At 67.7% G+C, this 26,215-nt stretch carries 21 protein-coding genes; 12 read left to right on the forward strand and 9 right to left on the reverse strand.

Translation table 11 applies throughout. The features are described from left to right. Positions 1-132: 132 nt before the first annotated feature. The 4 genes from AC5P60_RS02175 to creB form a co-directional block, all read right to left on the reverse strand. Entirely contained in the window at positions 133-543 is a 411-nt protein-coding gene (locus AC5P60_RS02175; RefSeq protein WP_049452253.1) for a hypothetical protein, read from the reverse strand. A gap of 10 nt (positions 544-553) precedes the next feature. Then, positions 554-1,873: a cell envelope integrity protein CreD gene (gene creD, locus AC5P60_RS02180; RefSeq protein ID WP_049397509.1), complete on the reverse strand. Its 1,320-nt coding sequence runs from the start codon at positions 1,871-1,873 to the stop codon at positions 554-556. 81 nt (positions 1,874-1,954) lie between these two features. Beyond that, positions 1,955-3,415, reverse strand: a complete 1,461-nt coding sequence (gene creC, locus AC5P60_RS02185; protein ID WP_049433040.1) for a two-component system sensor histidine kinase CreC — start codon at positions 3,413-3,415, stop codon at positions 1,955-1,957. A 3-nt stretch (positions 3,416-3,418) separates the two neighbouring features. Then, on the reverse strand, positions 3,419-4,144 hold the full coding sequence (gene creB, locus AC5P60_RS02190; RefSeq protein WP_080047689.1) for a two-component system response regulator CreB: 726 nt from the start codon (positions 4,142-4,144) through the stop codon (positions 3,419-3,421). A 35-nt stretch (positions 4,145-4,179) separates the two neighbouring features. Here creB and AC5P60_RS02195 point away from each other — a divergent pair, with 35 nt between their 5' ends. The 4 genes from AC5P60_RS02195 to AC5P60_RS02210 all read left to right on the forward strand — a co-directional run bounded on the left by AC5P60_RS02195 (position 4,180) and on the right by AC5P60_RS02210 (position 9,954). Then, positions 4,180-5,037, forward strand: coding sequence for a 23S rRNA (adenine(2030)-N(6))-methyltransferase RlmJ (locus AC5P60_RS02195; RefSeq protein ID WP_005408683.1), 858 nt, complete (start codon positions 4,180-4,182; stop codon positions 5,035-5,037). Positions 5,038-5,132: 95 nt separating this feature from the next. Continuing rightward, positions 5,133-5,678 (forward strand): GNAT family N-acetyltransferase, encoded by a 546-nt coding sequence (locus AC5P60_RS02200; protein WP_004150340.1) that lies wholly within the window; start codon positions 5,133-5,135, stop codon positions 5,676-5,678. A gap of 149 nt (positions 5,679-5,827) precedes the next feature. Continuing rightward, the gene (gene mfd / locus AC5P60_RS02205; RefSeq protein ID WP_483692913.1) at positions 5,828-9,292 is read left to right on the forward strand and encodes a transcription-repair coupling factor; all 3,465 of its coding nucleotides are present in this window, start codon (positions 5,828-5,830) and stop codon (positions 9,290-9,292) included. A gap of 44 nt (positions 9,293-9,336) precedes the next feature. Next, entirely contained in the window at positions 9,337-9,954 is a 618-nt protein-coding gene (locus AC5P60_RS02210) for an HD-GYP domain-containing protein (protein ID WP_033835529.1), read from the forward strand. A gap of 199 nt (positions 9,955-10,153) precedes the next feature. On the opposite strand, the gene AC5P60_RS02215 is transcribed toward AC5P60_RS02210, so the two are convergent. Together AC5P60_RS02215 and gpmA are read right to left on the reverse strand one after the other, a co-directional pair. Beyond that, entirely contained in the window at positions 10,154-12,247 is a 2,094-nt protein-coding gene (locus AC5P60_RS02215; protein ID WP_033834514.1) for a M13 family metallopeptidase, read from the reverse strand. Positions 12,248-12,408: 161 nt separating this feature from the next. Continuing rightward, entirely contained in the window at positions 12,409-13,158 is a 750-nt protein-coding gene (gene gpmA, locus AC5P60_RS02220) for a 2,3-diphosphoglycerate-dependent phosphoglycerate mutase (RefSeq protein ID WP_033834513.1), read from the reverse strand. A 94-nt stretch (positions 13,159-13,252) separates the two neighbouring features. On the opposite strand from gpmA, the gene nfi reads away from it, so the two are divergent. Beyond that, positions 13,253-13,927, forward strand: coding sequence for a deoxyribonuclease V (gene nfi, locus AC5P60_RS02225; protein WP_483692915.1), 675 nt, complete (start codon positions 13,253-13,255; stop codon positions 13,925-13,927). Positions 13,928-13,965: 38 nt separating this feature from the next. On the opposite strand, the gene AC5P60_RS02230 is transcribed toward nfi, so the two are convergent. Continuing rightward, entirely contained in the window at positions 13,966-14,946 is a 981-nt protein-coding gene (locus tag AC5P60_RS02230) for a cation diffusion facilitator family transporter (protein WP_049404787.1), read from the reverse strand. 221 nt (positions 14,947-15,167) lie between these two features. Between AC5P60_RS02230 and AC5P60_RS02235 the strand changes: the two genes are divergently transcribed. After that, entirely contained in the window at positions 15,168-16,094 is a 927-nt protein-coding gene (locus tag AC5P60_RS02235; protein WP_005408676.1) for a hypothetical protein, read from the forward strand. Positions 16,095-16,139: 45 nt separating this feature from the next. Here AC5P60_RS02235 and AC5P60_RS02240 read toward each other — a convergent pair whose 3' ends face one another. Further along, positions 16,140-18,389: a TonB-dependent siderophore receptor gene (locus AC5P60_RS02240; protein ID WP_483692916.1), complete on the reverse strand. Its 2,250-nt coding sequence runs from the start codon at positions 18,387-18,389 to the stop codon at positions 16,140-16,142. 287 nt (positions 18,390-18,676) lie between these two features. On the opposite strand from AC5P60_RS02240, the gene AC5P60_RS02245 reads away from it, so the two are divergent. Further along, on the forward strand, positions 18,677-20,092 hold the full coding sequence (locus tag AC5P60_RS02245; protein WP_033834519.1) for a GGDEF domain-containing protein: 1,416 nt from the start codon (positions 18,677-18,679) through the stop codon (positions 20,090-20,092). A 32-nt stretch (positions 20,093-20,124) separates the two neighbouring features. Here AC5P60_RS02245 and AC5P60_RS02250 read toward each other — a convergent pair whose 3' ends face one another. After that, positions 20,125-21,381 carry an MFS transporter gene (locus tag AC5P60_RS02250; RefSeq protein ID WP_483692917.1) on the reverse strand — a complete coding sequence of 419 codons (1,257 nt, stop codon included), beginning with the start codon at positions 21,379-21,381 and terminating at the stop codon, positions 20,125-20,127. Between the two features lie 75 nt (positions 21,382-21,456). On the opposite strand from AC5P60_RS02250, the gene AC5P60_RS02255 reads away from it, so the two are divergent. The 5 genes from AC5P60_RS02255 to AC5P60_RS02275 all read left to right on the forward strand — a co-directional run bounded on the left by AC5P60_RS02255 (position 21,457) and on the right by AC5P60_RS02275 (position 26,214). Continuing rightward, a complete protein-coding gene (locus AC5P60_RS02255) occupies positions 21,457-21,906 on the forward strand; it encodes a winged helix-turn-helix transcriptional regulator (protein WP_005408672.1) in 450 nt (149 codons plus the stop codon). 73 nt (positions 21,907-21,979) lie between these two features. Beyond that, positions 21,980-23,107 carry a metallophosphoesterase gene (locus AC5P60_RS02260; RefSeq protein WP_483692918.1) on the forward strand — a complete coding sequence of 376 codons (1,128 nt, stop codon included), beginning with the start codon at positions 21,980-21,982 and terminating at the stop codon, positions 23,105-23,107. Positions 23,108-23,238: 131 nt separating this feature from the next. Beyond that, positions 23,239-23,922 (forward strand): response regulator, encoded by a 684-nt coding sequence (locus AC5P60_RS02265; protein ID WP_049404780.1) that lies wholly within the window; start codon positions 23,239-23,241, stop codon positions 23,920-23,922. Beyond that, positions 23,919-25,298: a sensor histidine kinase gene (locus AC5P60_RS02270; protein WP_005412674.1), complete on the forward strand. Its 1,380-nt coding sequence runs from the start codon at positions 23,919-23,921 to the stop codon at positions 25,296-25,298. Before AC5P60_RS02265 ends, AC5P60_RS02270 begins: the two co-directional genes overlap by 4 nt. A 79-nt stretch (positions 25,299-25,377) precedes the next feature. Next, positions 25,378-26,214 carry an alpha/beta hydrolase gene (locus AC5P60_RS02275; RefSeq protein WP_005412675.1) on the forward strand — a complete coding sequence of 279 codons (837 nt, stop codon included), beginning with the start codon at positions 25,378-25,380 and terminating at the stop codon, positions 26,212-26,214. Position 26,215: the final 1 nt, after the last annotated feature.

Genomic DNA, 26,215 nt, shown 5'->3' on the forward strand with positions numbered 1-26,215 from the left:
CGATCATCAACTCGTCGAGTCTAGCCAGCGGGGGCGCGGGGATACCGTCCCATCGGTCATGGGCGGGAGCGTGCGAACCAAGGTTCGCACCCACAACAGTAGATCCACGCCATGTGTGGATGAACAGCCCAATCACCCGCTCCATCCCAACCACAACTGTGCCCGTTCCGGCAGCAGCAGCAACCAGTGCCGCCGGTCGATGCTGCTGCAGCCGTACACCGCCGCGTGTGCCGGCCAGTCATCCGGAAGGCGACCGATACCGATCTCGGCCAGCGCCTCCGCCCCGGCCTTCCATGGCCGATAGCGCGGCACCCGGCCAGCCACCGCGCCGCGTCCCTGCCGCGCGCCCTGCAGCCAGCGCAATCCCTGCCCCTGCAATCCTTCGCAGGTCACCGCCGCCAGCTGGAAGCGGACCAGGCCGGGGGCGATCCGCGCCCCCGGCAGGGCCGCCAGCACGCCATGTGCCTGCAGCAGTGCATCCACTTCCAGCAGGGCCGGAATGCCCTGCCGTGCCCGTTGCCGCAATCCCTGGCGCCAGCCCATGGCCTGCTCCTTACTTCAGTTCCGCGCCGAGCGCGTACCAGTCGACCCGGCGGGTCACCCACATCGCCAGCGCCAGGATCACGAACAGCAGCAGCGAACCCATCAGCAGCGCGTTGTTCTCCGACACCAGCAGGCCATACAGCGCGCCGTACAGCACGGTCAGCAGCGCAGCGAAGCCGAGACCGCGCTTCCAGTGGCCCAGCACATTGGCCAGGTACACCGCCTGCAGGCCGATACAGGCCACGGCCGATACCAGGTAGGCCTTCCAGAACGCGATGTGCTCGGACAGGCTGATCAGCAGCAGGAAGAAGATCGCCAGCGCCAGGCCCACCATCAGGTACTGCAACGGGTGGATGCGCAGCGACTTGATCAGCTCGAACAGGATGAAGCCGACGAAGGTGAGCAGCACGAACAGCACGCCGTATTTCGAGGCACGGTCGGCCTGGGTGTAGGTATCGACCGGATCGACCAGCGACACCGTCACCGCCTGCGATTCGACCGCACCATCATTGCGCAGCTGGCGCTGGGCATCGGAGGCCAGCGAGGACACCGCCCAGCGTGCATCGAAGCCCTGCGCATCGACGCGTCGCTCATTGGGCAGGAACGCACCGCTGAACGACGGATGCGGCCAGCTCGAACGTAGCGCGATGTGGGTGTCATCGCCCACCGGCACCACCGACAGCATGCGGCTGCCATCCAGGCGCAGCTCCAGTTCAACCGTGCTGGCAGCCAGCGTGCCGCCCTGATCCGCAGCGAAACCGGCCACCGGTGCGTGCAGGCCTCGCCCCACCTCGCTGGCCGCGCCAACGCCCGGCAGCAACCGCAGCTGCTTGCCATCCACGCGCAGGTTCGGCGTACCCACCAGGCCCCGCACATCGGATACACCAACCGCGACATACGGCTGGCCGTAACTGCGGCCGGCCTTCACCGGATAGTCGTCTGCGGCGAAGGTCGCCTTCATCTGGCCGTTCCAGCTGTACACCGGTACCTTGAACAGGCCGACTTCGCGCTGGCTCGGTAGCATCTCGCCGCCCACCTCCAGCGACGCCGGCATCTGCAGCCAGTGCCCCTCGGTGACCTGTATCTCGGTCTTCTTGACGCCCAGCGGGTCGACCAGTTCAACCTGCTTGCGTTCCACCCATGGCACCACCCGCACCGGGCCCACCAGCTGCTGTGCACCGGCGCGGCTGTCGGCCACCCGCGAGAACGCCTCGTCGCGGTACGCGCTGCGTTCGTTGATGACCCCGCGGATCATGGTCAGCGGCACCAGCAGCAGCAGGATCAGCCCGCCGACAATGGCGAACCTCAGCAGCATCTTCAGGGATTTCATGGTCCATCCTCGTTGGAGAGGGCTGCAGGATGGACCGCTGGGGTGAGCAGGGTTTGTGGCGAATTTGAAGCGAGTGTGAAGTCAGCGGCGCGGGCGCTGGCCCGGCGCACCCGATGGCAACCACAGGCTGGCCACGGTGCCGCCGCCCTCGCGGACGTCGACACTGGCGCGTCCATCGTGCAGGCGCGCGACTTCCTGCACGAATGGCAGGCCCAGGCCGGAACTGCGCCGCCCGCTGCCGGGCCGCGCCAGCGAATAGAAGCGCTCGAACACCCGTTCGCGCGCATAGTCCGGGATGCCGGCACCGCGATCGGCCACCTGCAGGCGCACGCCCTGCCCGTCCACCTCGGCCTGCAGCGCGATCTCCGCGCCGGACGGCGAGAAGGCAATCGCGTTGTCGATCAGGTTGTGCAGCGCCTGCCGCAGCAGGTAGCCGTCGCCCTGCACCCGCAGGTCGGGCACGTTGCCGATGTGGACCCGCACACCGGCCGCCTGTGCACGCACCTGCGCGGCCGCGGCCGCATCGGCCAGCAATGCCGGCAATGCAATCGGGTCGCGGGTCTGCAGCCAGCCGTGCTGTTCCACTTCGGCCAGCGCCAGCAGCTTGTCGATGGTCTCGGTCAGCCGCTCCTGCTGATCGACAATGCTGCGCGCGAAATGCACGCGGTCCGCTTCGGGCAACGGCTCCTGCAGCAGTTCGGCGGCACCGCGGATCGCCGCCAGCGGGCTCTTCATCTCGTGCGTCAGCGACTGCACGTACTGCTCGACGTAGGCCTTGCCTTCGAGCTTGCGGCGCATCGTTTCCAGCGCCTGGCCGAGATCGCCGATCTCGTCGCGACGGCGCCGTGGTGGTGGCACCGGTTCGCCCGCGCTGACCGCGCGTGCATAGCGGCTGAGCTGGCCGAGACCAGTGGTCAGCCACATCGTCACCAGCACGCCGACCAGCGCCGACAATCCGATGAGCCAGGCACCGCGCTCGATGATGGCGCGCTGGCTGGCAGCGATGAACGGATCAATGCTGCGGTTGGGCTGTGCCAGGCTGAGCACGCCGATCAGGGTGCGGCCATCGGCCGGGTCGTATACCGGCGCCGCCACATGCATCACCGTATCGCCTTCCTCGCCCGGAATCTCGGGGCTGGAACGGGCACCGTACTCGCCACGCAGGGTGCGGTAGACATCATTCCAGCGCGAATTGTCGCGGCCAAGGTCACGGCCCAGCGAGTCGTAGATGACGATGCCCTTGGCATCGGTGATGGTCACCCGGTAATCCAGCGAGCGCTTCGGGAAACGCCAGACCATTGCCTTCAGGTCGCGCTGCCGTGCCTTGGCCAGGTTGCGGGTGAAGCTGCCGCTGCGGATGGTGCCGTCCTTGACGTCGGCGGCGGCCATCTCGGCCAGCACGTTGGCCGCATCGACCAGGGTCGATTCCATCGCCTGGCGCACACCCGGCTTCACTTCGTTGACGAACACGCGCATCACGAAGAAGGCCGCGATGCCGGTGATCAGGAAGAAGCCCAGGAACAGCTTCAGCACCAGGCGCATCGGCTAGACCTCCAGCGCGTAGCCAAGGCCACGGTGGGTGCGGATCGGGTCGTCGCTGGCACCGGCCGCGCGCAGCTTGGCACGCAGCGTCTTTACATGGGTATCGACGGTGCGGTCGGCACTGTCGGCGCTGCTGTCCCAGCCACGGTCCATCAGCTGGGCACGGCTGAGGATGGCACCGGGTCGCTGCAGCAGCGCCTCCAGCAGCGCGTACTCGTAGCGGGTCAGATCCAGTGCCTGGCCACGGAAGCGGATGCGCCGGCCTTCGCGGTCGATGGCGAACGCGCCATGTTCCTGCCAGCCTGCATCGGCGCTGGGCGCTGCGATGACCGGCGCCGCACGGCGCAGGCGTGCACGCACCCGCGCCACCAGCTCGCGCGGCGAGAACGGCTTGGTCATGTAGTCGTCGGCGCCCAGCTCCAGGCCGAGCACGCGGTCCACTTCATCGTTGCGGGCGGTCAGGAAGATCACCGGCAGCTGCGCCACCGGCCCGGGCTGCGCGCGCAGCCGTCGGCAGACCTCGAAGCCGCCCAGGTCGGGCAGGCCCACGTCCAGCACCACCACGTCGATATCCCCGGCCTGCAGCCGCTGCAGCGCCTCCCCGCCCAACAGGCAGTGGCTGGCGGCATAGCCCTCGCTGCGCAGCGCATAGAGCACGGTTTCGGCGATGGCGGCTTCGTCCTCGACTACCAGGACATGGGCAACGGGAGCTGTCATGGCGCGCAGCATAGCCGCTGCGGCCGCCGCCCCGTACACTGCCGGCCATGAACTATCGCCACGCCTTCCATGCCGGCAACCACGCCGATGTGCTCAAGCACATCGTGCAGCTGGCCCTGATCGACAGCTTCAAGCGCAAGGACAGCCCGTTCTTCGTGCTCGACACCCACGGCGGTGCCGGCCGCTACCTGCTGGCCAGCGAAGAGAGCCGCAAGACCCTGGAGGCCGAATCCGGGATCATGCGGCTGATGGCCCAGCCCAAGCTGCCGGAGGTGGTCGAGCGCTACCTGAAGGCGGTCCAGGCCGACAACCCGGTGGGAGCGCTGACCAACTACCCGGGCTCGCCGCTGCTGAGCGCACAGGCGATGCGTGCCCAGGACCGCATGGCGGTCTGCGAGCTGCAGGAAGCCGAAACGGCCACGCTGAAGGCCCTGTTTGCCCATGACAGCCGCGTCGATGTGCGCGCTGGCGATGGCTATGCCCTGCTGCGCTCGCTGCTGCCGCCGAAGTTCAACGGCAGCAAGATCGGTCGTGGCCTGGTGCTGATCGATCCGCCGTACGAGGCGCAGGACGCCGAATACCAGAACATCCTGGCTGCCCTGGCCGAGACCCTGGCACGCTGGCCGCAGGCCACCTGTGCGGTCTGGTTCCCGATCAAGCAGCGCCGCACCATCCTGCATTTCCTGCGCAAGGCCACTGCCCTGCCGGTCAAGTCGGCGATGACGATCGAGTTCCTGGTGCGCCCGGACGACTCGCCGCTGCGCCTCAACGGCAGCGGCATGCTGCTGCTCAACCCGCCGTGGCAGTTCGACCGGGTGGTCGGCCCGGCCCTGCCGGCGCTGCGCCAGCACCTGGGCGAACCGGGGGCCAGCACCCGCCTGGATTGGCTCAAAGCCCCCGAATAACGGCCTTCACGAGGCTGTACCGCCGTGAGCCTTTCGTTCACGGAATGCAGCCCCGGTGATGCCACAATCGATGGACCACCAAGGAATCACCCGGTATGGCCACTCGCAACCGCATGCCGCCCTGGCATGAGATCTTCAAGGCTCCCAGCGGCCACGAGCTGCTGATCCGCCCCATCCGCCCGGAAGATGGCGCACCGCTGCAAGCGGCGTTCAGCCTGTTCGGGCCGGAAGAAATCCGTGATCGTTTCCTGCAGGCGGTGACCGAGCTGTCACCGGAAACCACCCAGCGCCTGACCCACCCCAATCCCAAGACCGAGATCACCCTGGTCGCAGCCGAATCCCTGCCCGCTGGCGAAGCGGTGGTCGGCGCGGTCGCCCGGGCCTCGATCATCCCCGGTACCCGTGAAGCCGAGTACGCGATCCTGATCAGCCGCTTCCTCATTGGCCAGGGCCTGGGCCGGCAGCTGATGCGCAAGCTGGTGAAGTGGGGCCGCGGCAAGTACCTCGACCGCCTGTACGGCGACGTTGCCGCCGAGAACGAGCCGATGAAGCAGCTGGCCGCCTCGCTGGGCTTCAAGCCGGTGCCGCACCCGACCGGTGCCGAAGGCCTGGTGCGGATGGTGCTGGAGCTGGACAACTGACGGATGCGCCGGGCCCTGCCCGGCCATGCCTCCCGGTAGTGCCGGCCGCTGGCCGGCATTGTGTTCCCCCAACGGCTCGTGAGGCTGCCGGCAAACGGCCGGCACGACCCACCGGGCTTCGATCGGGCTTCTGCTAAAATCCGGGGTCCATGTCGCGTACCTCATACCCCGCCCCGCCGCTGCCGCGCGCCGGCCAGCTCCGCGCCTGGTGGCGCGCCCCCGCCTCGCCGACCGCCCTGGCCTGGTACCTGGCCCAGGCCGCGCGTGCGCATGACGCCCCGCTGCTGGTGATCGCCCGTGACAACCACGGTGCCAACCAGCTCGAAGCCGACCTGCAGACCCTGCTTGGCGGTGACCCGGCCCTGCCGGTGGTCGCCTTCCCGGACTGGGAAACCCTGCCCTACGACCGCTTCAGCCCGCATCCGGACATCATCTCGCAGCGCTTGTCCGCCCTGCACCGCCTGCCGGCGCTGAAGCGCGGCCTGGTGATCGTGCCGGTGCAGACCCTGCTGCAGCAGCTGGCCCCGCGCAGCTACGTGATCGGTGGCAGCTTCGACCTGAAGGTCGGCCAGCGCTTGGACCTGGACGCCGAGAGGCGGCGCCTGGAAAGCGCCGGCTACCGCAACGTGCCGCAGGTGATGGACCCGGGTGACTTCGCCGTGCGCGGTGGCCTGCTCGACGTGTTCCCGATGGGGGCCGACGAGCCCCTGCGGATCGAGCTGCTGGACGAGGACATCGACTCGATCCGCGCCTTCGACCCGGAAAGCCAGCGCTCGCTGGACAAGGTCGACGCCGTGCACATGCTGCCCGGCCGCGAAGTGCCGATGGACGAGGCCAGCATCGCCCGCGTGCTGGCCACGCTGCGCGAGCGCTTCGACGTGGACACCCGGCGCAGTTCGCTGTACCAGGATCTGAAGTCCGGGCTGGCCCCGGCCGGCGTCGAGTACTACCTGCCGCTGTTCTTCGAACGCACCGCGACCCTGTTCGACTACCTGCCCGACGGCAGCCTGCCGGTGGTCTGTGCCGGTGCGTATGAAGCGTCCGTCGCGTTCTGGGCGCAGACCGCGGACCGCTATGAGCAGCGCCGCCATGATGTGGAGCGCCCGCTGCTGCCGCCTTCGGCGTTGTACCTGTCGCCGGAGCTGCTGCGCGAGCGCCTGAACGATGCCCCGCGCATCGAGGTGTGGTCGGCTGACCACGCGCGCATCGCCGATGCCCATGCGCTGGGTGACCAGCCGCTGCCGCCGCTGCCGGTGGCCGCGCGCGAGGCCCCCGCTGGCGACGCGCTGAAATCCTTCCTCGGCCACTATCCGGGCCGGGTACTGATCGCCGCCGATTCGCCCGGACGTCGCGAGGCCCTGCTGGAAGTGCTGCAGGCCGCCGAGCTGAAGCCGCCGGTGGTGGCCGACCTGCCCAGCTTCCTCGCCGACGATGCGCGCTTCGCGATCGCGGTGGCACCGCTGGAAGATGGCTTCGCACTGGACGATCCGCGCATCGCGGTGCTGACCGAGCGCCAGCTGTTCCCCGAGCGCGCCGGCAGCACCCGCCGCACGCGCCGTGCCGGCCGCGAGCCGGAAGCGATCATCCGCGACCTCGGCGAACTGACCGAGGGTGCACCGATCGTGCACGAGGACCATGGTGTCGGCCGCTACCGTGGCCTAATCGCGATGGACGTCGGCGGCATGCCCGGCGAGTTCCTTGAAATCGAATACGCCAAGGGCGACCGCCTGTATGTGCCGGTCGCCCAGCTGCACCTCATCAGCCGCTACTCCGGCGCTTCAGCGGAAACCGCGCCGCTGCATTCGCTCGGTGGCGAGCAGTGGAGCAAGGCCAAGCGCAAGGCCGCCGAAAAGGTGCGCGACGTCGCTGCCGAACTGCTGGAGATCCAGGCCCGTCGCCAGGCGCGTGCCGGCCTGGCACTGCAGGTGGACCGTGCGATGTACGAGCCGTTCGCAGCCGGATTCCCGTTCGAGGAAACCCCCGATCAGCTGGCCGCCATCGACGCCACCCTGCGCGACCTCGCCAGCAGCCAGCCGATGGACCGTGTGGTCTGCGGCGACGTCGGCTTCGGCAAGACCGAGGTGGCGGTGCGTGCGGCATTCGCCGCCGCCAGTGCCGGCAAGCAGGTGGCCGTGCTGGTGCCGACTACGCTGCTGGCCGAACAGCATTACCGCAACTTCCGCGACCGCTTCGCCGATTACCCGCTGAAGGTCGAGGTGCTGTCGCGCTTCAAGAGCACCAAGGAGATCAAGGCCGAGCTGGAAAAGGTCGCTGCCGGCACCATCGACGTCATCGTCGGCACTCATCGCCTGCTGCAGCCCGACGTGAAGTTCAAGGACCTGGGCATGGTCATCGTCGACGAAGAGCAGCGTTTCGGCGTGCGTCAGAAGGAAGCCCTGAAGGCGCTGCGCGCCAACGTGCACCTGCTGACCCTGACCGCCACGCCGATCCCGCGCACCTTGAACATGGCCATGGCCGGCCTGCGCGACCTGTCGATCATCGCCACGCCGCCGCCGAACCGGCTGGCGGTGCAGACCTTCATCACCCAGTGGGACAACGCGCTGCTGCGCGAAGCCTTCCAGCGCGAGCTGGCACGTGGCGGCCAGCTGTACTTCCTGCACAACGACGTGGAAAGCATCGGCCGCATGCAGCGCGAGCTGTCCGAGCTGGTGCCGGAAGCGCGCATCGGCATCGCCCACGGGCAGATGCCCGAGCGCGAGCTGGAAAAGGTGATGCTGGACTTCCAGAAGCAGCGCTTCAACGTGCTGCTGTCGACCACGATCATCGAATCGGGCATCGACATCCCCAACGCCAACACCATCATCATCAACCGCGCCGACCGCTTCGGCCTGGCCCAGCTGCACCAGCTGCGTGGCCGCGTGGGCCGTTCGCACCACCGTGCCTACGCCTACCTGATCACCCCCGACCGCCGCGCGATCACCCCCGACGCTGAGAAGCGCCTGGAAGCGATCGCCTCGATGGACGAGTTGGGCGCCGGCTTCACCCTGGCCACGCACGATCTGGAGATCCGCGGTGCCGGCGAACTGCTCGGCGAGGACCAGAGCGGGCAGATGGCCGAGGTCGGCTTCAGCCTGTACACCGAGCTGCTGGAGCGCGCGGTACGCAGCATCAAGCAGGGCAAGCTGCCCGACCTGGATGCCGGCGAGGAAGTGCGTGGTGCCGAGGTCGAGCTGCATGTGCCGGCACTGATCCCGGAAGACTACCTGCCGGACGTGCATACCCGCCTGACCCTGTACAAGCGTATTTCCAGCGCGCGCGACAGCGATGCGCTGCGCGAACTGCAGGTGGAGATGATCGATCGCTTCGGCCTGCTGCCGGATGCGGCCAAGCACCTGTTCGCCATCGCCGAGCTGAAGCTGAAGGCCAATACGCTGGGCATCCGCAAGCTGGACCTGGGCGAAAACGGTGGCCGCATCGTGTTCGAGTCCAAGCCGAACATCGATCCGATGGCGGTGATCCAGCTGATCCAGAAACAGCCAAACCTCTATGCCATGGAAGGGCCCGACAAGCTTCGCATCAAGCATCCGCTGCCGTTGCCGGAGGACCGCTTCAACGCGGCCCGCGCCCTTCTGACCACCCTCGCCCCGGGTTGATCGCCCCCGAATACCCCGCACCGGTCCCCACCCGGTGCGGGCGGATGACCATGTTTCCTGACGCCGTACCCGCCCCCGACCTGCTGCATGCACAGGCCTGCCTGATCGATGCCCTCTCGATGTCGCTGCAGATGCGCGACGCTTACACCCGCCACCATTGCGACCGCGTTGGCCTGCTCGCGCAGCGCCTGGCCACGCACTGCGATCTGGATGACGATGCCAGTGCGCAGATCGGCCTGGCAGCGCGCTTCCATGACATCGGCAAGATCGGCATTCCCGATGAGGTGCTGCTGGCCCCGCGCCGGCATACCGACGAGGAGCGCGCGATCATGCGCGAGCATCCGGTGCGCGGTGAGCATATCTTCCTGGCCACCGGCCGCAGCGATGCGGCACCGGTTGCGCGGCTGATCCGCGCCCATCACGAGGCGTTCGATGGCAGTGGCTATCCCGATGGGCTGCGCGGCGAGAGCATTCCGTTGGGCTCACGCATCGTCACCGTTGCGGATGCCTATGACGCGATGACCAGCGTGCGTCCCTACCGTGCCGCGATGGAGCACGAGACGGCTCTGCGCATCATCGACGAGCAATCCGGTGGCCTGATCGATCCTTACGTTCTGCAACGCTTCCATCGCCTGCTGGCGCAGGAACCTGAGCTGGCCTGAGATCTTCCCGCACGTGAAACGACCCGCCGGTAGAGTCGACTGTTAGTCGACTATCGCGCGCAGCGCGGGATTTTCGCCATCTGTACGAAGAGCAGTCGACTAACAGTCGACTCTACCAGTCGGCGCTGTGCTGCCGGCCTGGAAGACAAAAGGCCCGGCGTTCGCCGGGCCTTTCGCATCACGCATCACGGGTGATCGGTTACCAGATCACCACGCGCTTGTCGTCGGCACGCACCATCGCGTCGCCGGCCTTGCACTGGAACGCCGCAGCGAAGGACGGCATGTTCGACGGTGCACCGTTGGCTCGGAAGTTGGCCGGCGCATGCGGGTCGGTGTTCAGGCGTACGCGCAGCTCACCGTCGGTGAAGTTGCGGCGCCACACGGTGGCCCAGTTCATGAAGAAGCGCTGGTCCTGGCTGTGGCCATCCACTTCCACATTCGCCTTCGGGTCTTCCTTCAGCGCCATCTGCAGTGCGTCGTAGGCCACGGTCAGGCCACCCAGATCGCCGATGTTCTCGCCCAGGGTCAGCTTGCCCTTCACGAACACGCCCGGCACCGACTCGTAGCCATCGAACTGTGCAACCAGCTGGTCGGTACGCTCGGTGAAGGCCTTGCGGTCGGCGTCGGTCCACCAGTTGTCGAAATTGCCGTTGGCGGCGAACTGGCTGCCCGAGTCGTCGTAGCCGTGCATCATTTCGTGGCCGATGACCGCACCGATTCCGCCGTAGTTCAGCGCCGGATCGGCCTTGGCGTCGAAGAACGGCGCCTGCAGGATCGCCGCCGGGAACACGATCTCGTTCTTGGTGGCGTTGTAGTAGGCGTTGACCGTCTGCGGGGTCATGCCCCACTCGGTCTTGTCCACCGGCTTGCCGATCTTGTCCAGCATGTAGCGGTAGTTGAACGCACGCGCCGCCTGCATGTTGCCGAGGTAGCTGTCGCCGTTGGTCTGCAGGCCCGCCCAGTCACGCCACTTGTCCGGGTAGCCGATCTTCGGGGTGAAGCTGGCCCACTTTTCCAGTGCCTTCTTCTTCGTTTCCTCGCCCATCCACGGCAGCTGCTCCAGACGCGCCTTCAATGCCTGCGACAGGTTCTCCACCAGGTGCTGCATGGCCACCTTCGACTCGGCCGGGAACACGGCGTCGACGTACAGCTGGCCCAGCGCTTCACCCATGCCACCGTTGACGGACTCCAGCACGCGCTTCCAGCGCGGCTGCATTTCCTTCTGGCCGCGCAGGGTGGTGCCGTAGAAATCGAAGTTGGCCTTCTCGAACTGGCTGCTCAGGTACGGCGAGGCGTCGTCGATGGTGTGGAAGCGCAGGTAGGCCTGCCAGGTGCTGGCCGGCACATCGGCCAGCATCTTGTCCATTTCACCGAAGAAGCCCGGCTGGGCCAGCGAGAACTTCTGCGCGGCCGGCACTTTCAGGGTGTCGAACAGCGCGGTCCAGCTGAAGTTCGGGGTCAGCTTGTCGGCGTCTGCGGCGCTGAGCGGGTTGTAGCGCTTGGCCGGGTCACGCATTTCGATGCGCGACATCGAGGCCTTGGCCAGGCGGGTTTCAAAGGCCATCACTGCCTTGGCCTGCTCGGCCGCCTGCGCGGCTTCCACGCCGGACAGGGTCAGCACCTGCGCGATGTACGCCACGTAGGCATCGCGGATCTTGGCCTGCGCATCGTCGAAGTAGTAGCCCTTCTCAGGCAGGCCCAGGCCGCCCTGGCCGACGTAGGCGATGACGTTGGCCGAATCCTTGTAATCAGCATTGGCAAACAGCGAGAACAGCACGCCCTTGCCCTCGGCCTGGCTGTCGCGCAGGTACTGGGTGATGGCGGCGGTATCGTTCAGCGCGGTGATCTTGTCCAGCTGCGGCTGCAGCGGCGCGAGGCCGGCGGCTTCGATCTTGGCTTCGTCATTGCCGGTCTTCCAGATGTCACCGATCTTGGCTTCCACCGAGCCGGCCTTGGCCTGGCTGGCGGCGGCCTGCTGCACCAGCGCGTGCTGCACTTCCAGCGAGCGCTCGCGCAGGATCTCGAAGCTGCCCCAGGTGGTCTGGTCACCCGGCACCGGGTTGGCCTTCAGCCACTTGCTGTTGACGAAGCCATTGAGGTCGGTACAGGCCGAGATGGCCGGATCGAGGTCGGCGCTGTTGAGTGAGATCAGCGGCGTCTTGATCTGCGACAGGTCGAAGGCCTGCTTGGCGTCGGCACCGGCCGCCGGTGCGGTTTCGTTCTTGCCACAGGCCGCCAGCGAGGCAGCGATGGCGATGGTCAGGCCCAGCGGGACCAGGTTGCGGACGTTCATGAGGCTCTCCTGCGGGTAATTTCACAGGGTAGCCGGGGAGGCCCTCCACAGGGACCGGCCAAAGGTCACAGGGGGAACGCCCGTGGTCGCAAGCGGGTGTGTGCGGACCGTTGGTCCGCACACACCCAGCAGAAGAATACCCACCAACGGTGGGTATCTACTTATTTCGCCTTGCCCTGGTTGGCCACGGCCTCAGCAGCCTTGCGTGCCGCTTCCGGGTCGCCCAGGTAGCGGAACGACTGCACGGTCAGGTCATCGTTCAGTTCGAACAGCAGCGGGATGCCGGTCGGGATGTTCAGCTCGAGGATTTCCTCGCGCGAGACGTTGTTGAGGTACTTGTACAACGCACGCAGCGAGTTGCCGTGGGCGGTGACCAGCACGGTCTTGCCGTCCTTCAGCTGCGGCGCGATCGCGTCGTGCCAGTACGGCAGCACGCGGTCCAGGGTGGTGGCCAGCGATTCGGTGCCCGGCAGCGCGTTGCGGTCCAGACCGGCGTAACGGCGGTCATGGATCGGGTGGCCCGGATCTTCCAGTTCCATCGGCGGTGGCGGGATGTCGTACGAACGACGCCAGACCTTGACCTGCTCTTCGCCGTGCTTGGCCGCGGTCTCGGCCTTGTCCAGCCCCTGCAGGCCGCCATAGTGCCGCTCGTTGAGGCGCCAGGACTTGTTCACCGGCAGCCAGTCCTGCTGAAGCTCGGCCAGCGCACCCTGCAGGGTGTGGATGGCACGCTTGAGCACCGAGGTGTGGGCGACGTCGAACTGCAGGCCTTCCTCGCGCATCAGGCGACCGGCGGCGGCCGCTTCCCGGCGTCCCTGCTCGGTCAGGTCGACATCGACCCAGCCGGTGAAGCGGTTGTCCAGGTTCCACTGGCTCTGGCCATGGCGCAACAGTACGAGTTTACGGGTCACTGCAGGGTCTCCAACGCGAGGAAGGGCAGGCCGCCATTGTAGCCCCGGCCGCCACTCACCGGGCCGTGGCGCCACCCATGCGATGCTGTGGCCAATGAATACGGTGATCGACCCCGGACGCTGGGAAGGCAGCGTCGCCGCGGCCCGCGCGCAGCAGCTCCAGCTGGCCGGCCGCGTGGAGCGCCAGGACCGCCTGCCCAACGACGTGCGCTGGCTGGCCGGGCTGGATGTGGGCTTTGAGGACAACGGTGCCACCACCCGCGCCGCAGCGGTCCTGCTGGATGCGAAGACATTGCAGCCCGTGGCGCAGGAAATAGCGCGCATTCCCACGGTGATGCCGTACGTTCCCGGCCTGCTCAGCTTCCGCGAGCTGCCAGCGTTGTTGGCCGCGCTGGCACTGCTGCCGCGGGCGCCGGATCTGGTGTTCGTCGATGGCCACGGCATCAGCCATCCGCGCCGGCTGGGCGTGGCCGCGCACTTGGGCGTGGTCACCGACCTGCCGAGCATCGGTGTGGCCAAGTCGAAACTGGTCGGCCGCTTCGTCGAACCGGGCGCCGAAGCAGGCGCGCATACGCCATTGATGGACGGTGACGAGCAGCTCGGCTGGGTGCTGCGCAGCAAGGTGCGCAGCAAGCCGCTGTTCGTGGCCGGCGGCCATCGGGTCAGTGCCGATACCGCGCTGGACTGGGTGCAGCGCACCCTGCGCGGTTACCGGCTGCCGGAGCCGACCTGGCTGGCGGATCGGCTGGCTTCACGTCGGGACGAATAGCTGCGCCGGGCATCTCCCGGCACGCGCGTCATCTTCGATCAGCGATGCACGTGACCGCGATGGCCCTGCGCGTCCTCGCCGTGGTCATGACCTTCATGGCCCTCGTGCTCGCCGCCCTTCACCGGCGCCGGTTCACCACAGGCCTCACCGCAGTGGTCCGCTTCAAGCTGCAGCGTCACGTGCTCGATGCCGAAGTCATCGTGCAGGCGCCCGCTCAGCTCACGGCGCAGCGCATCGGCTTCGGTGCCGTCGCGCATCACGACATGCGCGGTCAGCGCCGGCGTGCTGGAGGCCAGCGCCCACACGTGCAGGTCATGCACGTCCATTACCGCGGCGTGGCTGGACAGGCTGTCGCGCACCTTGGCCACGTCCATGCCCTTGGGCACGCCTTCCAGCAGCACGTTGATCGCCTCGCGCATCAGCACCCAGGTGCGCGGCAACACCCACAGGCCGATCAGCACCGCCAGGATCGGATCGATCGGCTTCCAGCCGGTGAACTGGATCAGCACCGCACCCGCAATCACCGCCACCGAGCCGAGCATGTCCGCCCACACTTCCAGGTAGGCGCCCTTCACGTTGAGACTCTCGCCGCTGCCGGCCTGCAGCAGGCGCATCGAGATCAGGTTGATGACCAGGCCGGCCGAGGCGATCACCAGCATGCCGGTGGAGGCGATCTCCTGCGGCTTGCTGAAGCGCCCGACGGCTTCCCACAGGATGTAGCCGGCAACCACGAACAGCATCGCGCCGTTGATCATTGCGCCCAGCGCTTCCAGGCGCGCATAGCCGTAGGTGCGACGCGCATCCGGCGGGCGCCGGCTCAGCCGCACCGCGACCAGCGCGATCATCAGGGCCAGCGCGTCGGTGGCCATGTGTGCCGCGTCGGACAACAGCGCCAGGCTGTTGGTCCAGAACGCGCCCACCACTTCGACGACGAGGAAGGTGGAGGTCAGGCCGAGCGCCCACCACAAGGGTTTCTCGTGGCGGATCTCGGATGGCAGGTGATCGTGGTCGTGGCCCATGGCAACAGCTCCTTTGCGATGGAGGCAGGCTACGCCGGCGGCCGTGGGGAAACTATCACGGTGTTTATAACATTGCAGACTGCACGTCGCGGCTCGCCGCAGCTTGCGCCCGTGCCGGGCCACACTATGATGACCGCATCCCCTCTGGATGGGGAACGGGCAGCCGGATCGCTTCGGCGTTGCGGCCCGCAATGGACACCCAAGCACAAGGAATCCGGAACATGTGGACTACCAAGACCCCCTGGGTCGCCGTCGCCGTGGCCTGCGCGCTGGGCACGGCCGCAAGCGCCTCGGCCAAGACCTGCCAGCAGAACTTCCAGGCGGTAGGCGATCCCCGCAATGGCCAGTTCTTCACCTCCGAAGTCACCCTCCCCGGCCTGAAGCCCCGCAGCGCCCTGGGCCAGCTGCGCAAGGCAGCGCTTGATGAGGGCAACAACTTCGTCAGCGGAGATGTCATCACCGAGACCGAAGGCCAGATGTACGTGCTGCAGACCGACACCAAGATGCCGCTGGTCAGCATCATCACCGCCTCCAATGGCGGCAACGTGGTGGTCGGTACCAAGCTGTCACGCGGGCAGACCGCCAAGGAAGAGGACGCACGCAGCGCGCTGTGTGGCTGGCTGGACAAGCTCAAGACCGGCCCCGAAGGCGAGGCGATCGCGGAAGCCGTGCGTGTCTCCAGCGGTTTCGACAAGCCGATCCAGGCCACTGCGGTCGGCATGTCCACCGAAATGGGCAAGGACGCCAAGCGGCTGCAGCGGGAAATCAACACCGCACCGCTCAGGGCGCTGTTCTCCGGCACCAGCACCCCGCCGGATACCGATGCGATGTACCAGCCGTTGCTCGTCAAGTATTTCGGCCGTCGTTTCATCATCGATGGCCAGGTGTACACCGCCCAGCCCAACCGCTTTGCCAAGACCTTCGAGGTGGGCTATCTGGTCACCAAGATGAAGGGCATCGGTGGCATCGGCGGACGCCAGTCGAACGACGACAACAATGCCAACTTCACCGTGCACTGTGCGCTTGCGCCGGATCAGATGGCGCTGGGCGCCACCCTGCGCGAGAACGACTGGGTGAAACTGGAAGGCGTGGTCGACAAGATGGACACCGGTGGCGTCCACCTGCGCGATTGCCGGCAGGTGAAGTAGCCTTCAGGCTGCGCCGGGGAACGCCCCGGCGCAGGCCTCATCGGGTCAGAACCCGAAGCGCAGGCTGGCCCAGTACGCGCGGCCCGGCTCGTTGTAGGTCGCCGCGCCGGCATCGCTGCTGTTGGCCTCGCGGAACAGGCGCTTGTCGGCCAGGTTGTTCACGCCGAAGCCGAAGCTGACCGTCTCGGTCACCTTGTAGCGCGCGCTCACGCCCCAGATGTTGTACGCACCGCGATCCTGCAGTGCGATCGATGGGTCGCAGGTGCCGGTGCAGCGCGGATCATTGTTGATGTTGGTGGTGGCCGGCTTCTGCTTGCCGTAGAACGTGCCGGTCAGCAGCAGCGACAGCTTGTCGGTGGCCTGCCAGTCCAGCATCGTGTTGACGGTGTACTTCGGAATCACCGACAGCGGCTGGCCGGTGCGCTTGTTCTCGTTCTCCACCATGTAGGTGAAGTTGTTGCTCCACTTCAGGCGGTTGCCCTGCTCGCCCAGCAGCGGGATCACCAGGTTGCCTTCCAGCCCCTGCACGATCGCCTTCGGCGCGTTCTCCCAGCGGAAGATGCGGCCCCTGGTGTCGGCAGTCAGGCCGATCTGGGTGTAGCCGGCCTGGATCTTGTCCTTGTAGTCGTTATGGAAGTACGTCAACGAGGCCTGCCAGCCGCTCTGCGGTGCCCACTCGATGCCGAGTTCCTTGTTCAGGCTGGTTTCCGCCTTCAGGTCCGCATTGCCGCGCATGTAGCAGCCGGCGCCAAGGCTCGGCAGTGCATTCGGGCAGCCATTGCCACGGGTGTAATACAGATAGTCCGGATTCGACTGGTACAGGTTCGGCGCCTTGAACGCCCGGGCGATGCCGCCCTTCACCACCCAGTCGCCGTTGATGCGGAACTGCGCGTTGAGGCTGGGGCTGGTGTTGTTGCCGAACTGGCTGTGGTGGTCGAAGCGCAGGCCCGGGGTAACGATCCAGCGCTCACCCAGGTAGATGTTGTCTTCGACGAACACGGCGGTGGTCTGCGCATCGGCCTTGCCCCGCGCACGATCGGCCGACAGCCCCGGGATGCCGCCGCCGCTGCTGCTGGACTGGCTCATCGAGTACGGGTCGGTCAGGCGGCTGTCCAGGTATTCAAAGCCAAGCGTCCAGATGTTCTCGGCACCACCCAGCGTGGTCGGGAAGCTCACTTCGCCGTCCAGCTGGTAGTTGCGCAGTCGCGAGGTCGACCAGTCGGTGCCGTTGAAGCTGCCTTCCGGGCCACCGGCCAGGCCTTCGTTGATGCGTGAGTTGTTCACCGCCTCCACCGCAGCTGTCACCCGCGAGGTCACGTCGCCCCAGCGGCCACGATGGGTGATCGCGCCGGTGTTGCGGTACATGCGGTTGGTCTCCGCTTCGCCCTCGGCCAGTGCCGCCAGGTCAACGCCGGTCGAGGTACCGGTGGTGCTGACCGCGCGATCACCAGCGTAGACGTTGCCCTGGCGGCTGGTGCCGGCTTCGAACTCCACCACCTGGTTGGCGGTCACGTCCCAGCGCAGCAGCGCGTTGACATCGCGGTTCTTGACACCCTCGCGGCCGGCCGGCGGCACCGCGTTGGGGTTGGTAGCGTACTGGCGGTTGAGCTCCAGCGAGTCCGCGTCGGTCTTGTTGAGATTGCCGTACAGGCGGAACGACAGGGTGTCGGTCATCGGCCCACTCAGCTGCAGGCCGACGCGTTCGCTGCCACCTTCGGCGCTGTGTTCGGGCACCAGCCCATACAGGTCCACCGCACCGGTCAGGTCGCCGGTCGGGCGCTTGGTGATGATGTTGACCACGCCGCCGGAGGCACCGGAGCCATAGCGTGCCGCCGCCGGGCCGCGCAGCACTTCGATGCGCTCGATCATTTCCGCCGGCACCCAGTTGGTGTCACCGCGGGTATTGCGCTCGCCGCTGCGCCCCATGCGCACGGCATCGCGTGCGCCGATGCGCTTGCCATCGACCAGGATCAGGGTGTTTTCCGGGCCCATGCCACGCAGGTCGATCTGGCGGTTGTTGCCGTACTGGCCCGAGGCGCTGTTGCCGGTCAGGTTGACGCCCGGCATGGTCCGCAACAGCTCGGCGATGTCGTTGGCTGGCGGGCGCCGGGCGATATCCTCGGCGGTGATGGTCGAGGTACCCAGTGCCTGGCGCGCGATCTGCGAGGCGGTGACGTGCACCGTGTCGATATCGGTGGCGTCGGTTTCGGCCTGGGCGGTCAGGGCGCTGCCGGCCAGCAGAGCGGCAACGGCAAGCGCCAGCGGGCGCGGCGAATGGACAACGGCAGGAGACATGATCAGGACCTTCTGGCAGGGCTGCGGGGCCTCTGGCAAAGGGCTTGAGGCAACGACGAGGGGGGAGGCGGAGCCGTCCTGCAGGCACCTGCAGCCCGCTCCGTGCGCGCATTCTCCCATCAATGCGAGTGATTCTCAAATGCGTTCACTCATTGCCGCAGCGGCGTCGATGTGCTTTGCGCACCGTGCAAGCCTGCACCGCGCGTAAACTGGCCGGCTACCCCGCCATCAACCGTATGCCGCCGCGGCCGATACCCGTGGTTTGCCGTACGCAGTCAGAGATCGACGTGGAACCACCCCAACTGGACGATGCCAGCCAGCCGCTGGCCGAGGCCTGGCAGCAATGCCTGCTACAGGCCGGCCCTGCCGCCACCGCGCTGCTCAAGGCCGCTGCCTCCGATGCCCCACCCGCGCTGGCCCAGCGCTTTTACGAAGTGCTGCTGCAGGACGGGCGCGCACGCCGCTTCCTGTCCCACGACCAGGTCAAGCAGCGCCTGCAGCCGGCCATGCAGCGCTGGCTGGTACAGCTGCTGACCACCGACGCCGCTGGCATCGCCACCACGGTCGCCTCGCAGCGGGTGATCGGCGACGTACACGCACGGGTCGGCATCCCGGTCGACCTGGTCACCCGCGGTGCGCGCGTGCTCAAGCACGAGCTGTTCGTGCGCCTGCGCGACGACGCGCCCGACAGCGCGACCGCGTTCGCCGCCATCGCCTGCCTCAGCGCGATCATGGACATCGCCATGGAAGGCATGACCCTGGCCTACACCCATGCGCGCGAGCGCTCCACCCGTGCCGACGCCGCCTACCGGCTGTTCTCGCTGGTACAGAACGTCGGTACCGAACGCGAGCGCCAGCGCGCATTGCTGCTGGACTGGGAGAACGCCCTGCTCTACGCCCTCGCCGGCCACGTGCAGGCCAGCGACAACGCCAGCCTGGCCACCTCGGAGTTCGGCCTGTGGTTCACCCACAAGGGCATCCCCAGCTTCGGCGAAAGCAGCGAAACGCAGCAGGTGGGCCAGTTGATGGCCCGCATTGACGGCCACCTGCAGCGCGCCAGTGGCGATGCTCCGGCGCAGCGACTGGCGGTGCTGCCGGCCATCCGCGAGGACCTGGCCGCCATCCGCACCCTGATGACGCTGCTGTTCGAGCGCATCGGCGAACTGGATGCCGGCAGCGACGCGCTGACCAACCTGCTCAACCGTCGCTTCCTGCCCACCGTGCTGCGCCGGGAAATCGAGCTGGCCACGCGCAACCGCACACCGTTCTCGCTGCTGCTGCTCGACCTGGATCATTTCAAGGCAATCAACGACGGCCATGGCCACGATGCCGGCGACCGTGCGTTGCAGCACGTGGCCGGCCTGCTCGGCCAGCTCACGCGTGGCAGCGACTACCTGTTCCGCTATGGCGGCGAAGAATTCGTGGTGGTGCTGGTGGCGGCCAGCGAATCACAGGCGACCGTGATCGCCGAGAGCCTGCGCCGGCAGATCGCGCAGTCGCCGGTGGCATTGGCCAACGGCCAGGTGCTGGAGCTGACCGCCAGCATCGGCGTGGCCGGCCATGACGGCCACCCGGACTACGAACGGCTGATGGCACGTGCCGACGCGGCGATGTACGAGGCCAAGCGCAGCGGCCGCAACCGCGTGGTGGTCGCCAGAGCGGACCTGCAGGAAGCCCCGGGGCGGCGTGCACTGCAGCGATGACGGCAGGACAGGTAGAGTCGACCGCTGGTCGACTATCGCGCGCAGCGCGGGATTTTTCGCCGTCGGAACGAAGAGCAGTCGACTCTACCGGTTCGCGCGCCAGCCGATGCATTGAACGCCCCCACCCGCCACGCTGCCCACCACAGCAGCGCCAGCAACGCGATGCCAGCCCCCAGCAGGCACACAGTGGGCCAGCCATGCCGCACCTGCGTCCAGGGCCCCGCCGCCGCTCCCGCACCGCTGCCCACCGCATAGAACAGCATGTACAACGCCACCAGGCGCCCATGCTGTTCTGCCGGTGCACGCAGCAACGATGCCTGGTTCGAGACATGCAGTGCCTGGCCGCCCAGGTCGAGCACGACCACACCCAGCAACAGCAAGGACAGCGAATGCGGCAGGCCCAGCAGCGGCCACCACGCGACCAGCATCAACAACAGCGCGCCGAGGCTGACCCGATGCGCGAAACCACGGTCCATCCAGTGTCCGACCCGCGCCGCCATCAGCGCACCGACCACGCCGGCCAGGCCGAGCGCGCCGATGGTTGCGGTCGACCAGTGCAGCGGCGGTGCCGACAGCGGCAAGGGTGCCGCCGCCCAGAACACATTGAGGCCGGCAAACAGCAGCAATGCCAGCGGCCCGCGCTCGCGCAGCGTTCGATCGCGGCGCAGCATGCCCAGCATCGAGCCCAGCAGCTCGCGCCAGCGTGGAGGGACCGACGGCACCGGTACTGCGGGCAGGCGCCGCCACAGCAGCGCCGCCAACGCTGCCATCACCACCGCTGACAGCAGGTAGACCCTCTGCCAGCCAAAGGCCGCCGCCACCGTACCGGACACCACGCGCGCCAGCAGCAGGCCGATGAACACGCCGCCCTGCACCACACCGACCACGCGACCGCGCTGCTCGGGCCGTGCCAGCATGGCGGTATAGGCAATCAGGCCCTGGGTCAGCGCGGTGCCCAGCAGGCCTGCCAGCAGCATGCCCGACAACAGCCAGCTCGCCGTGCGTGACGCCGCCAGCCACAACAGGGCCAGCACCAGCGCGATCAACTGCAGCCGCAGCAGGCGTCGCCGGTCGCCGCGGTCCGCCAGCGGCAGCAGGCCAAGCAACGCCAGCACGCTGCCGGCCTGGGTGGCAGCCAGCACTGCGGCGGCCACGGCCCGGTCCATCGCAAAGGCGCGTGCAAGCTGATCCAGCAGCGGCTGCGCGTAGTAGACGTTGGCGACGCTGGCGCCGGCGGCAGCCGCAAGCAGGACCAGCAGCGGGCGGGGAAGCGATGTGGCACTCATCATATGGTTGCAATTTGAAACCAGATGCAGGCTATCGCCATTGGTTTTAAACTGCAACCACATTCGGAGATACCCAGCATGCACGCCGACAGCCCCTGCCCTGTAGCCCGCAGTGCCGACCTGCTCGGTGACCGCTGGGCATTGCTGGTGATCCGCGACGCCTTCGACGGCATCACCCGCTTCGGTGATTTCCAGCGCAGCCTCGGCGCGGCGCGCAACATCCTCAGCGACCGCCTGCGCCGGCTGGTCGAGGCCGGCATCCTGCAGCTGCAGCCAGCCTCCGATGGATCGGCCTACCAAGAGTACGTGCTCACCGCCGCAGGCCTGGAACTGTTCCCGCTGCTGGTCGCACTGCGCCAGTGGGGGGAGCGCCATCGCTTCGGTGCAGGCGAAGCCCATTCGCAGCTGATCGAATTGGCGACGCGGCGGCCGCTGCCCTACATGCAGCCGCGCGGGCGCGATGGCCAGCCGCTTCAGCCCACTGCCACCCGCGTGCGCAAGCTCAAGGACGACGGGCGCGACACCTGATCCGCCCATTCGCGCACACCGACGGACGCCCGCGCCGGTTAGCATCGGATCTTTCCGCCGCTGGATGCCGCCGATGTCGCGCTGTCGCCCTTCCCTGCTGACCGCCCTGCTGTTGCCGCTGCTGGCCTGCGCCACAGCAACCACGCAGGCCCGTGAGGTTGCCGCGCCCGCCGACCACGTGCAGGCCGATGGCCCCTATGTGTTCCGCCAGGGCAACCAGCTGCAGGCCAGTTGGATCTGCGACGACAAGGTCGAGTCGCACACACTTGCCACGCAGGCCGCAGGCGCCGACATCGCCCCGCGTTGTGGCTACGAACACAGCGTGCACGTGGCCGCCCCGAATGCGCCTTCGGTCTCCGTGCTGCCGGCCGTGCCGCGCATCGTGGCGCTGTCCGACATCCACGGCCAGTACGGGCTGCTGGTGCGCCTGCTGCGTGCCCACCAGGTCATCGACGCACAGGACCGCTGGGCGCTGGGCAAGGACACCCTGGTCATCGCCGGCGATGTGTTCGACCGCGGCCCGCAGGTAACCGAAGCCTTCTGGCTGCTGTATGGCCTGCAGCAGCAGGCGGCCGCCGCCGGCGGCGCGGTGCACTTCGTGCTCGGCAACCACGAGACCATGGTGCTGTACGACGACCTGCGCTACGTCAACCCGAAATACCTGCGCAGCGCCCAGCTGCTCGGTCGCAGCTACCCGCACTTGTATGGCGCCGACTCGGTAATCGGCCAGTGGCTGCGCACCCGCCCGGTGCTGCTGAAGATCGGCGATAGCCTGTTCCTGCACGGCGGCATCTCGCCCGAGGCGGTGCAGCTGGCGCTGGACCCGGCACGCACCAACGCGGCCTATCAGGCCTCGCTGGGCCTGCCCAAGGCCGAAGTGAAGGCCGACCCGGCCACCGCACCGCTGTACGACGGCAAGACCAGCCCGATCTGGTACCGCGGCTATTTCGATGGCCGCCTCGACACCGCGGGTGTGCAGGCTGTGCTCGACCGCCTGCAGCTCAAGCGCATCGTGGTTGGCCATACCTCGATGCCGCACGTCAGCAGCTTCCACGGCGACCGCGTGATCGCCATCGACAGCAGCATCAAGAACGGCGAGAACGGCGAACTGCTGTTCATCGAGGGTGGCAAGCTCAGCCGTGGCCTGCTGGATGGTTCGCGGGTGCCGCTGGCGCTCGGTGAGCCGGGCCTGCAGGACTGAATGGAGGGACAGCGCGACGGTGCCGGGAGGTGCCGACGCGCTCCACCTGCAGCCGGTTTGCGGCTACCCTCGGCAGCCGAGAGGCCCACCCCGTCCATCCGGTGGGCCTGACCGTTACAGGAGCCCCGCGCATGCGCGTTCTGATTGCTGAAGACGACCCGGATATCGCCTCCGGCCTGTGCGCCTCGCTGCGCCGGCAGGGGCACGTGGTCGACCACGTCGACAACGGTGCGCACGCCGATGCTGCATTGGGCTCGACGCAGTACGCGCTGCTGGTGCTGGACCTGGGGCTGCCGCAGCTGGATGGCCGCGACGTGCTGCAGCGCCTGCGCCAGCGCGGTGATGGCCTCGCAGTGCTGGTGGTGACCGCCCGTGACGGCCTGGCCGAGCGCGTGCGTGTGCTCGACCTGGGTGCCGATGACTACCTGGTCAAGCCGTTCGCGCTGGACGAGTTCGAAGCGCGCGTGCGCGCCCAGCTGCGCCGGGTCACCAGCAATGGCAACCCGGACCTGCGCATCGGCCGCCTTCGCATCGACCTGGCCGGGCATCGGGTGTGGATCGACGACCAGTCGCTGGAACTGACCGCACGCGAGTTCGGCCTGCTGTCGGCACTGGCAGTGCGCGCCGAGCGCATCGTGTCACGCGCGCAGTTGGTGGAAGCGCTGTGCGACTGGGGCCAGGACCTGACCGACAACGGCCTGGACATCGCCCTGCACCGCCTGCGCCGCAAGCTGCAGCCCGGCGGCATGGGCATCCGCACCGTGCGCGGGCTGGGCTACATGCTGGAAGACGCGCAGGACAACAGCACCCCGTGATCAGTGGACCGCCCAGCCTGCGCCGGCGCCTGCTCGCCTTCCTGGCGCTGCCGATGCTGGGCCTGCTCACCTTCAACACGATCCTGGCCTACTACGTTGCGCTGGACTATTCCAACCGCATCCACGACCGCAACCTGATCGACGACACGCATTCGTTCGCGCAGATGCTGAGCACCATGCCGGTGACCAGCGACCTGTCGCCGCAGGCGCGCTTCCTGATCGAGTACGACCCCGACGGCCATCGCTACTTCAACGTCGACAGCAGCCGCATGGGGACGCTCAGCGGCAATGCCGACTTCAGCCCGTATGCCCCTTCGCAGGACTGCACCGGCGTGCATCCGGCGCTGTACGACGGCAACCTCAATGGCCAGCAGGTGCGCATGGCCACGGTCTGCACGCAGGCGATGAACGATCCGCAGGACCAGCTGGCGGTGACCGTGGCCGAGAGCATGGCCGACCGCCGACAGCGCGCGCGCGAGATCCTGATGATCATCATCCCGCTGATGACCATGCTGGCGCTGGGCACCGCAGCGCTGGTCTGGTTCGGCGTGACCTACGGCCTGCGCATCCTCACGCCGCTGAGGACCCGCCTGGCGCAGCGCCGTGGCGAACTGGCACCGATCTCCGACGCCGACGTACCGGAGGAGATCCAGCCACTGATCAGCACCATCGACGATCTGTTTGCCCGCCAGGCGGAAATGATCACCCTGCAGAACCGCTTCATCGCCGATGCCGCGCACCAGCTGCGTTCGCCGCTGGCGGGCATGGCCCTGCACGTGGACCAGGCGCTGGCACACGGTGACCCCGATACGGTGCGCGAGGCGCTGCAGCACATCCGCCGGCTCAACCAGCGCACTGCCCGGGTCAGCACCCAGCTGCTGGCGCTGAGCCGGGCGCAGACCGTGCCCGATACCGTGGAAGCACTGGACCTGTGCGAGCTGGTGCCGCAGTGGGTTGGCATGCGCGTGCCGGAGGCGATCCGCGATGGCATCGACCTCGGCTACCGCGGCAGCCCCCATCCGCTGCGTGTGCTCGGCAACGGCGCCATGCTGCAGGAGGCGCTGGACAACCTGATCGACAACGCCCTGCGTTATGCCGGCCGCAATGCCACCGTCACGGTGGGCGTGCACGCGCTGGACGACAATGATGTCGAACTCTATGTGGAAGACAACGGCCCCGGCGTGCCCGACGACGTGATGCCACGGCTGGGCGAGCGCTTCTTCCGGGCGCCGGGCACCGCTGCCAGCGGCACCGGCCTCGGCCTGGCCATCGCGCACGAGGCGGTAGAGCACTTCGGCGGCCGCCTGAGCTTCCTCAACCGCCCGGGCGGGGGGCTCAAGGTCGCCATCACGCTGCCGCTGCTGAAGGCCCCCTGACCCGGCCCGGCGCGCTGAAAGGCTGGTGAAAATCGCGCTTGCGATCCTGCCATCCCCACTGCCGTCCCGGAGCCGCCAGGTGACCGAATCGCACGACTTCTTCCTCCCCGGTGGCCCCCAGGGCGTGCTGCTGGTCCATGGCCTGACCGGCACCCCGGCGGAAATGCGCATGCTGGGCAAGGGCTTGAACAATGCCGGCTTCACGGTGCACGGCGTGCAGCTGCCCGGCCATTGCGGCACCGTGGATGACCTGCTGGCGACCACCTGGGAACAGTGGTACCAGGGCGTGGAAGATGCGGCGGCCGCCCTGCGCGGCAAGGTCGACCAGCTGTTCGTGGGTGGACTGTCGATGGGCGCGGTACTTTCGCTGGCGTTGGCGGCACGTCGCCCGGAGTGGGTGTCCGGCGTGGGCGTGTACGGCGCCACTTTCCGTTACGACGGCTGGAACATTCCCGCCGTGGCCCGCTTCTCGTTCCTGCTGCCGTGGTTCAAGCGCTTCAACATCGGCCGCGACCGCATGTTCATGGAAGAACCGCCGTACGGCCTGCGCGACGAGCGCCTGCGCGCGCAGGTCAGCGCCGCCATGCTGTCCGGCGACAGCGCCGCCGCCGGCCTGCCGGGCAATCCCTGGCATGCGCTGGCCGAGATGCGTGCGCTGAGCAACTGGACCCGCCGCCACCTGCACCAGGTCACCGCACCGTGCCTGGTGATGCACGCCCGCGAAGACGATGTGGCCAGCATGGGCAACGCTGAGCTGGTGATGTCGCGGGTCAGCGGCCCGAAGGAACTGGTGGTGCTGGAAGACAGCTACCACATGATCACCATCGATCGCGAACGCCGCGATGTGATCCGTCGCAGCGCGCGCTTTTTCACCGAGATCGGTGAACGCACGGGCGTGCTCAAGGCGGTGGCCTGAG

The organism is Stenotrophomonas sp. YJH_SMC_120 (assembly GCF_059368675.1).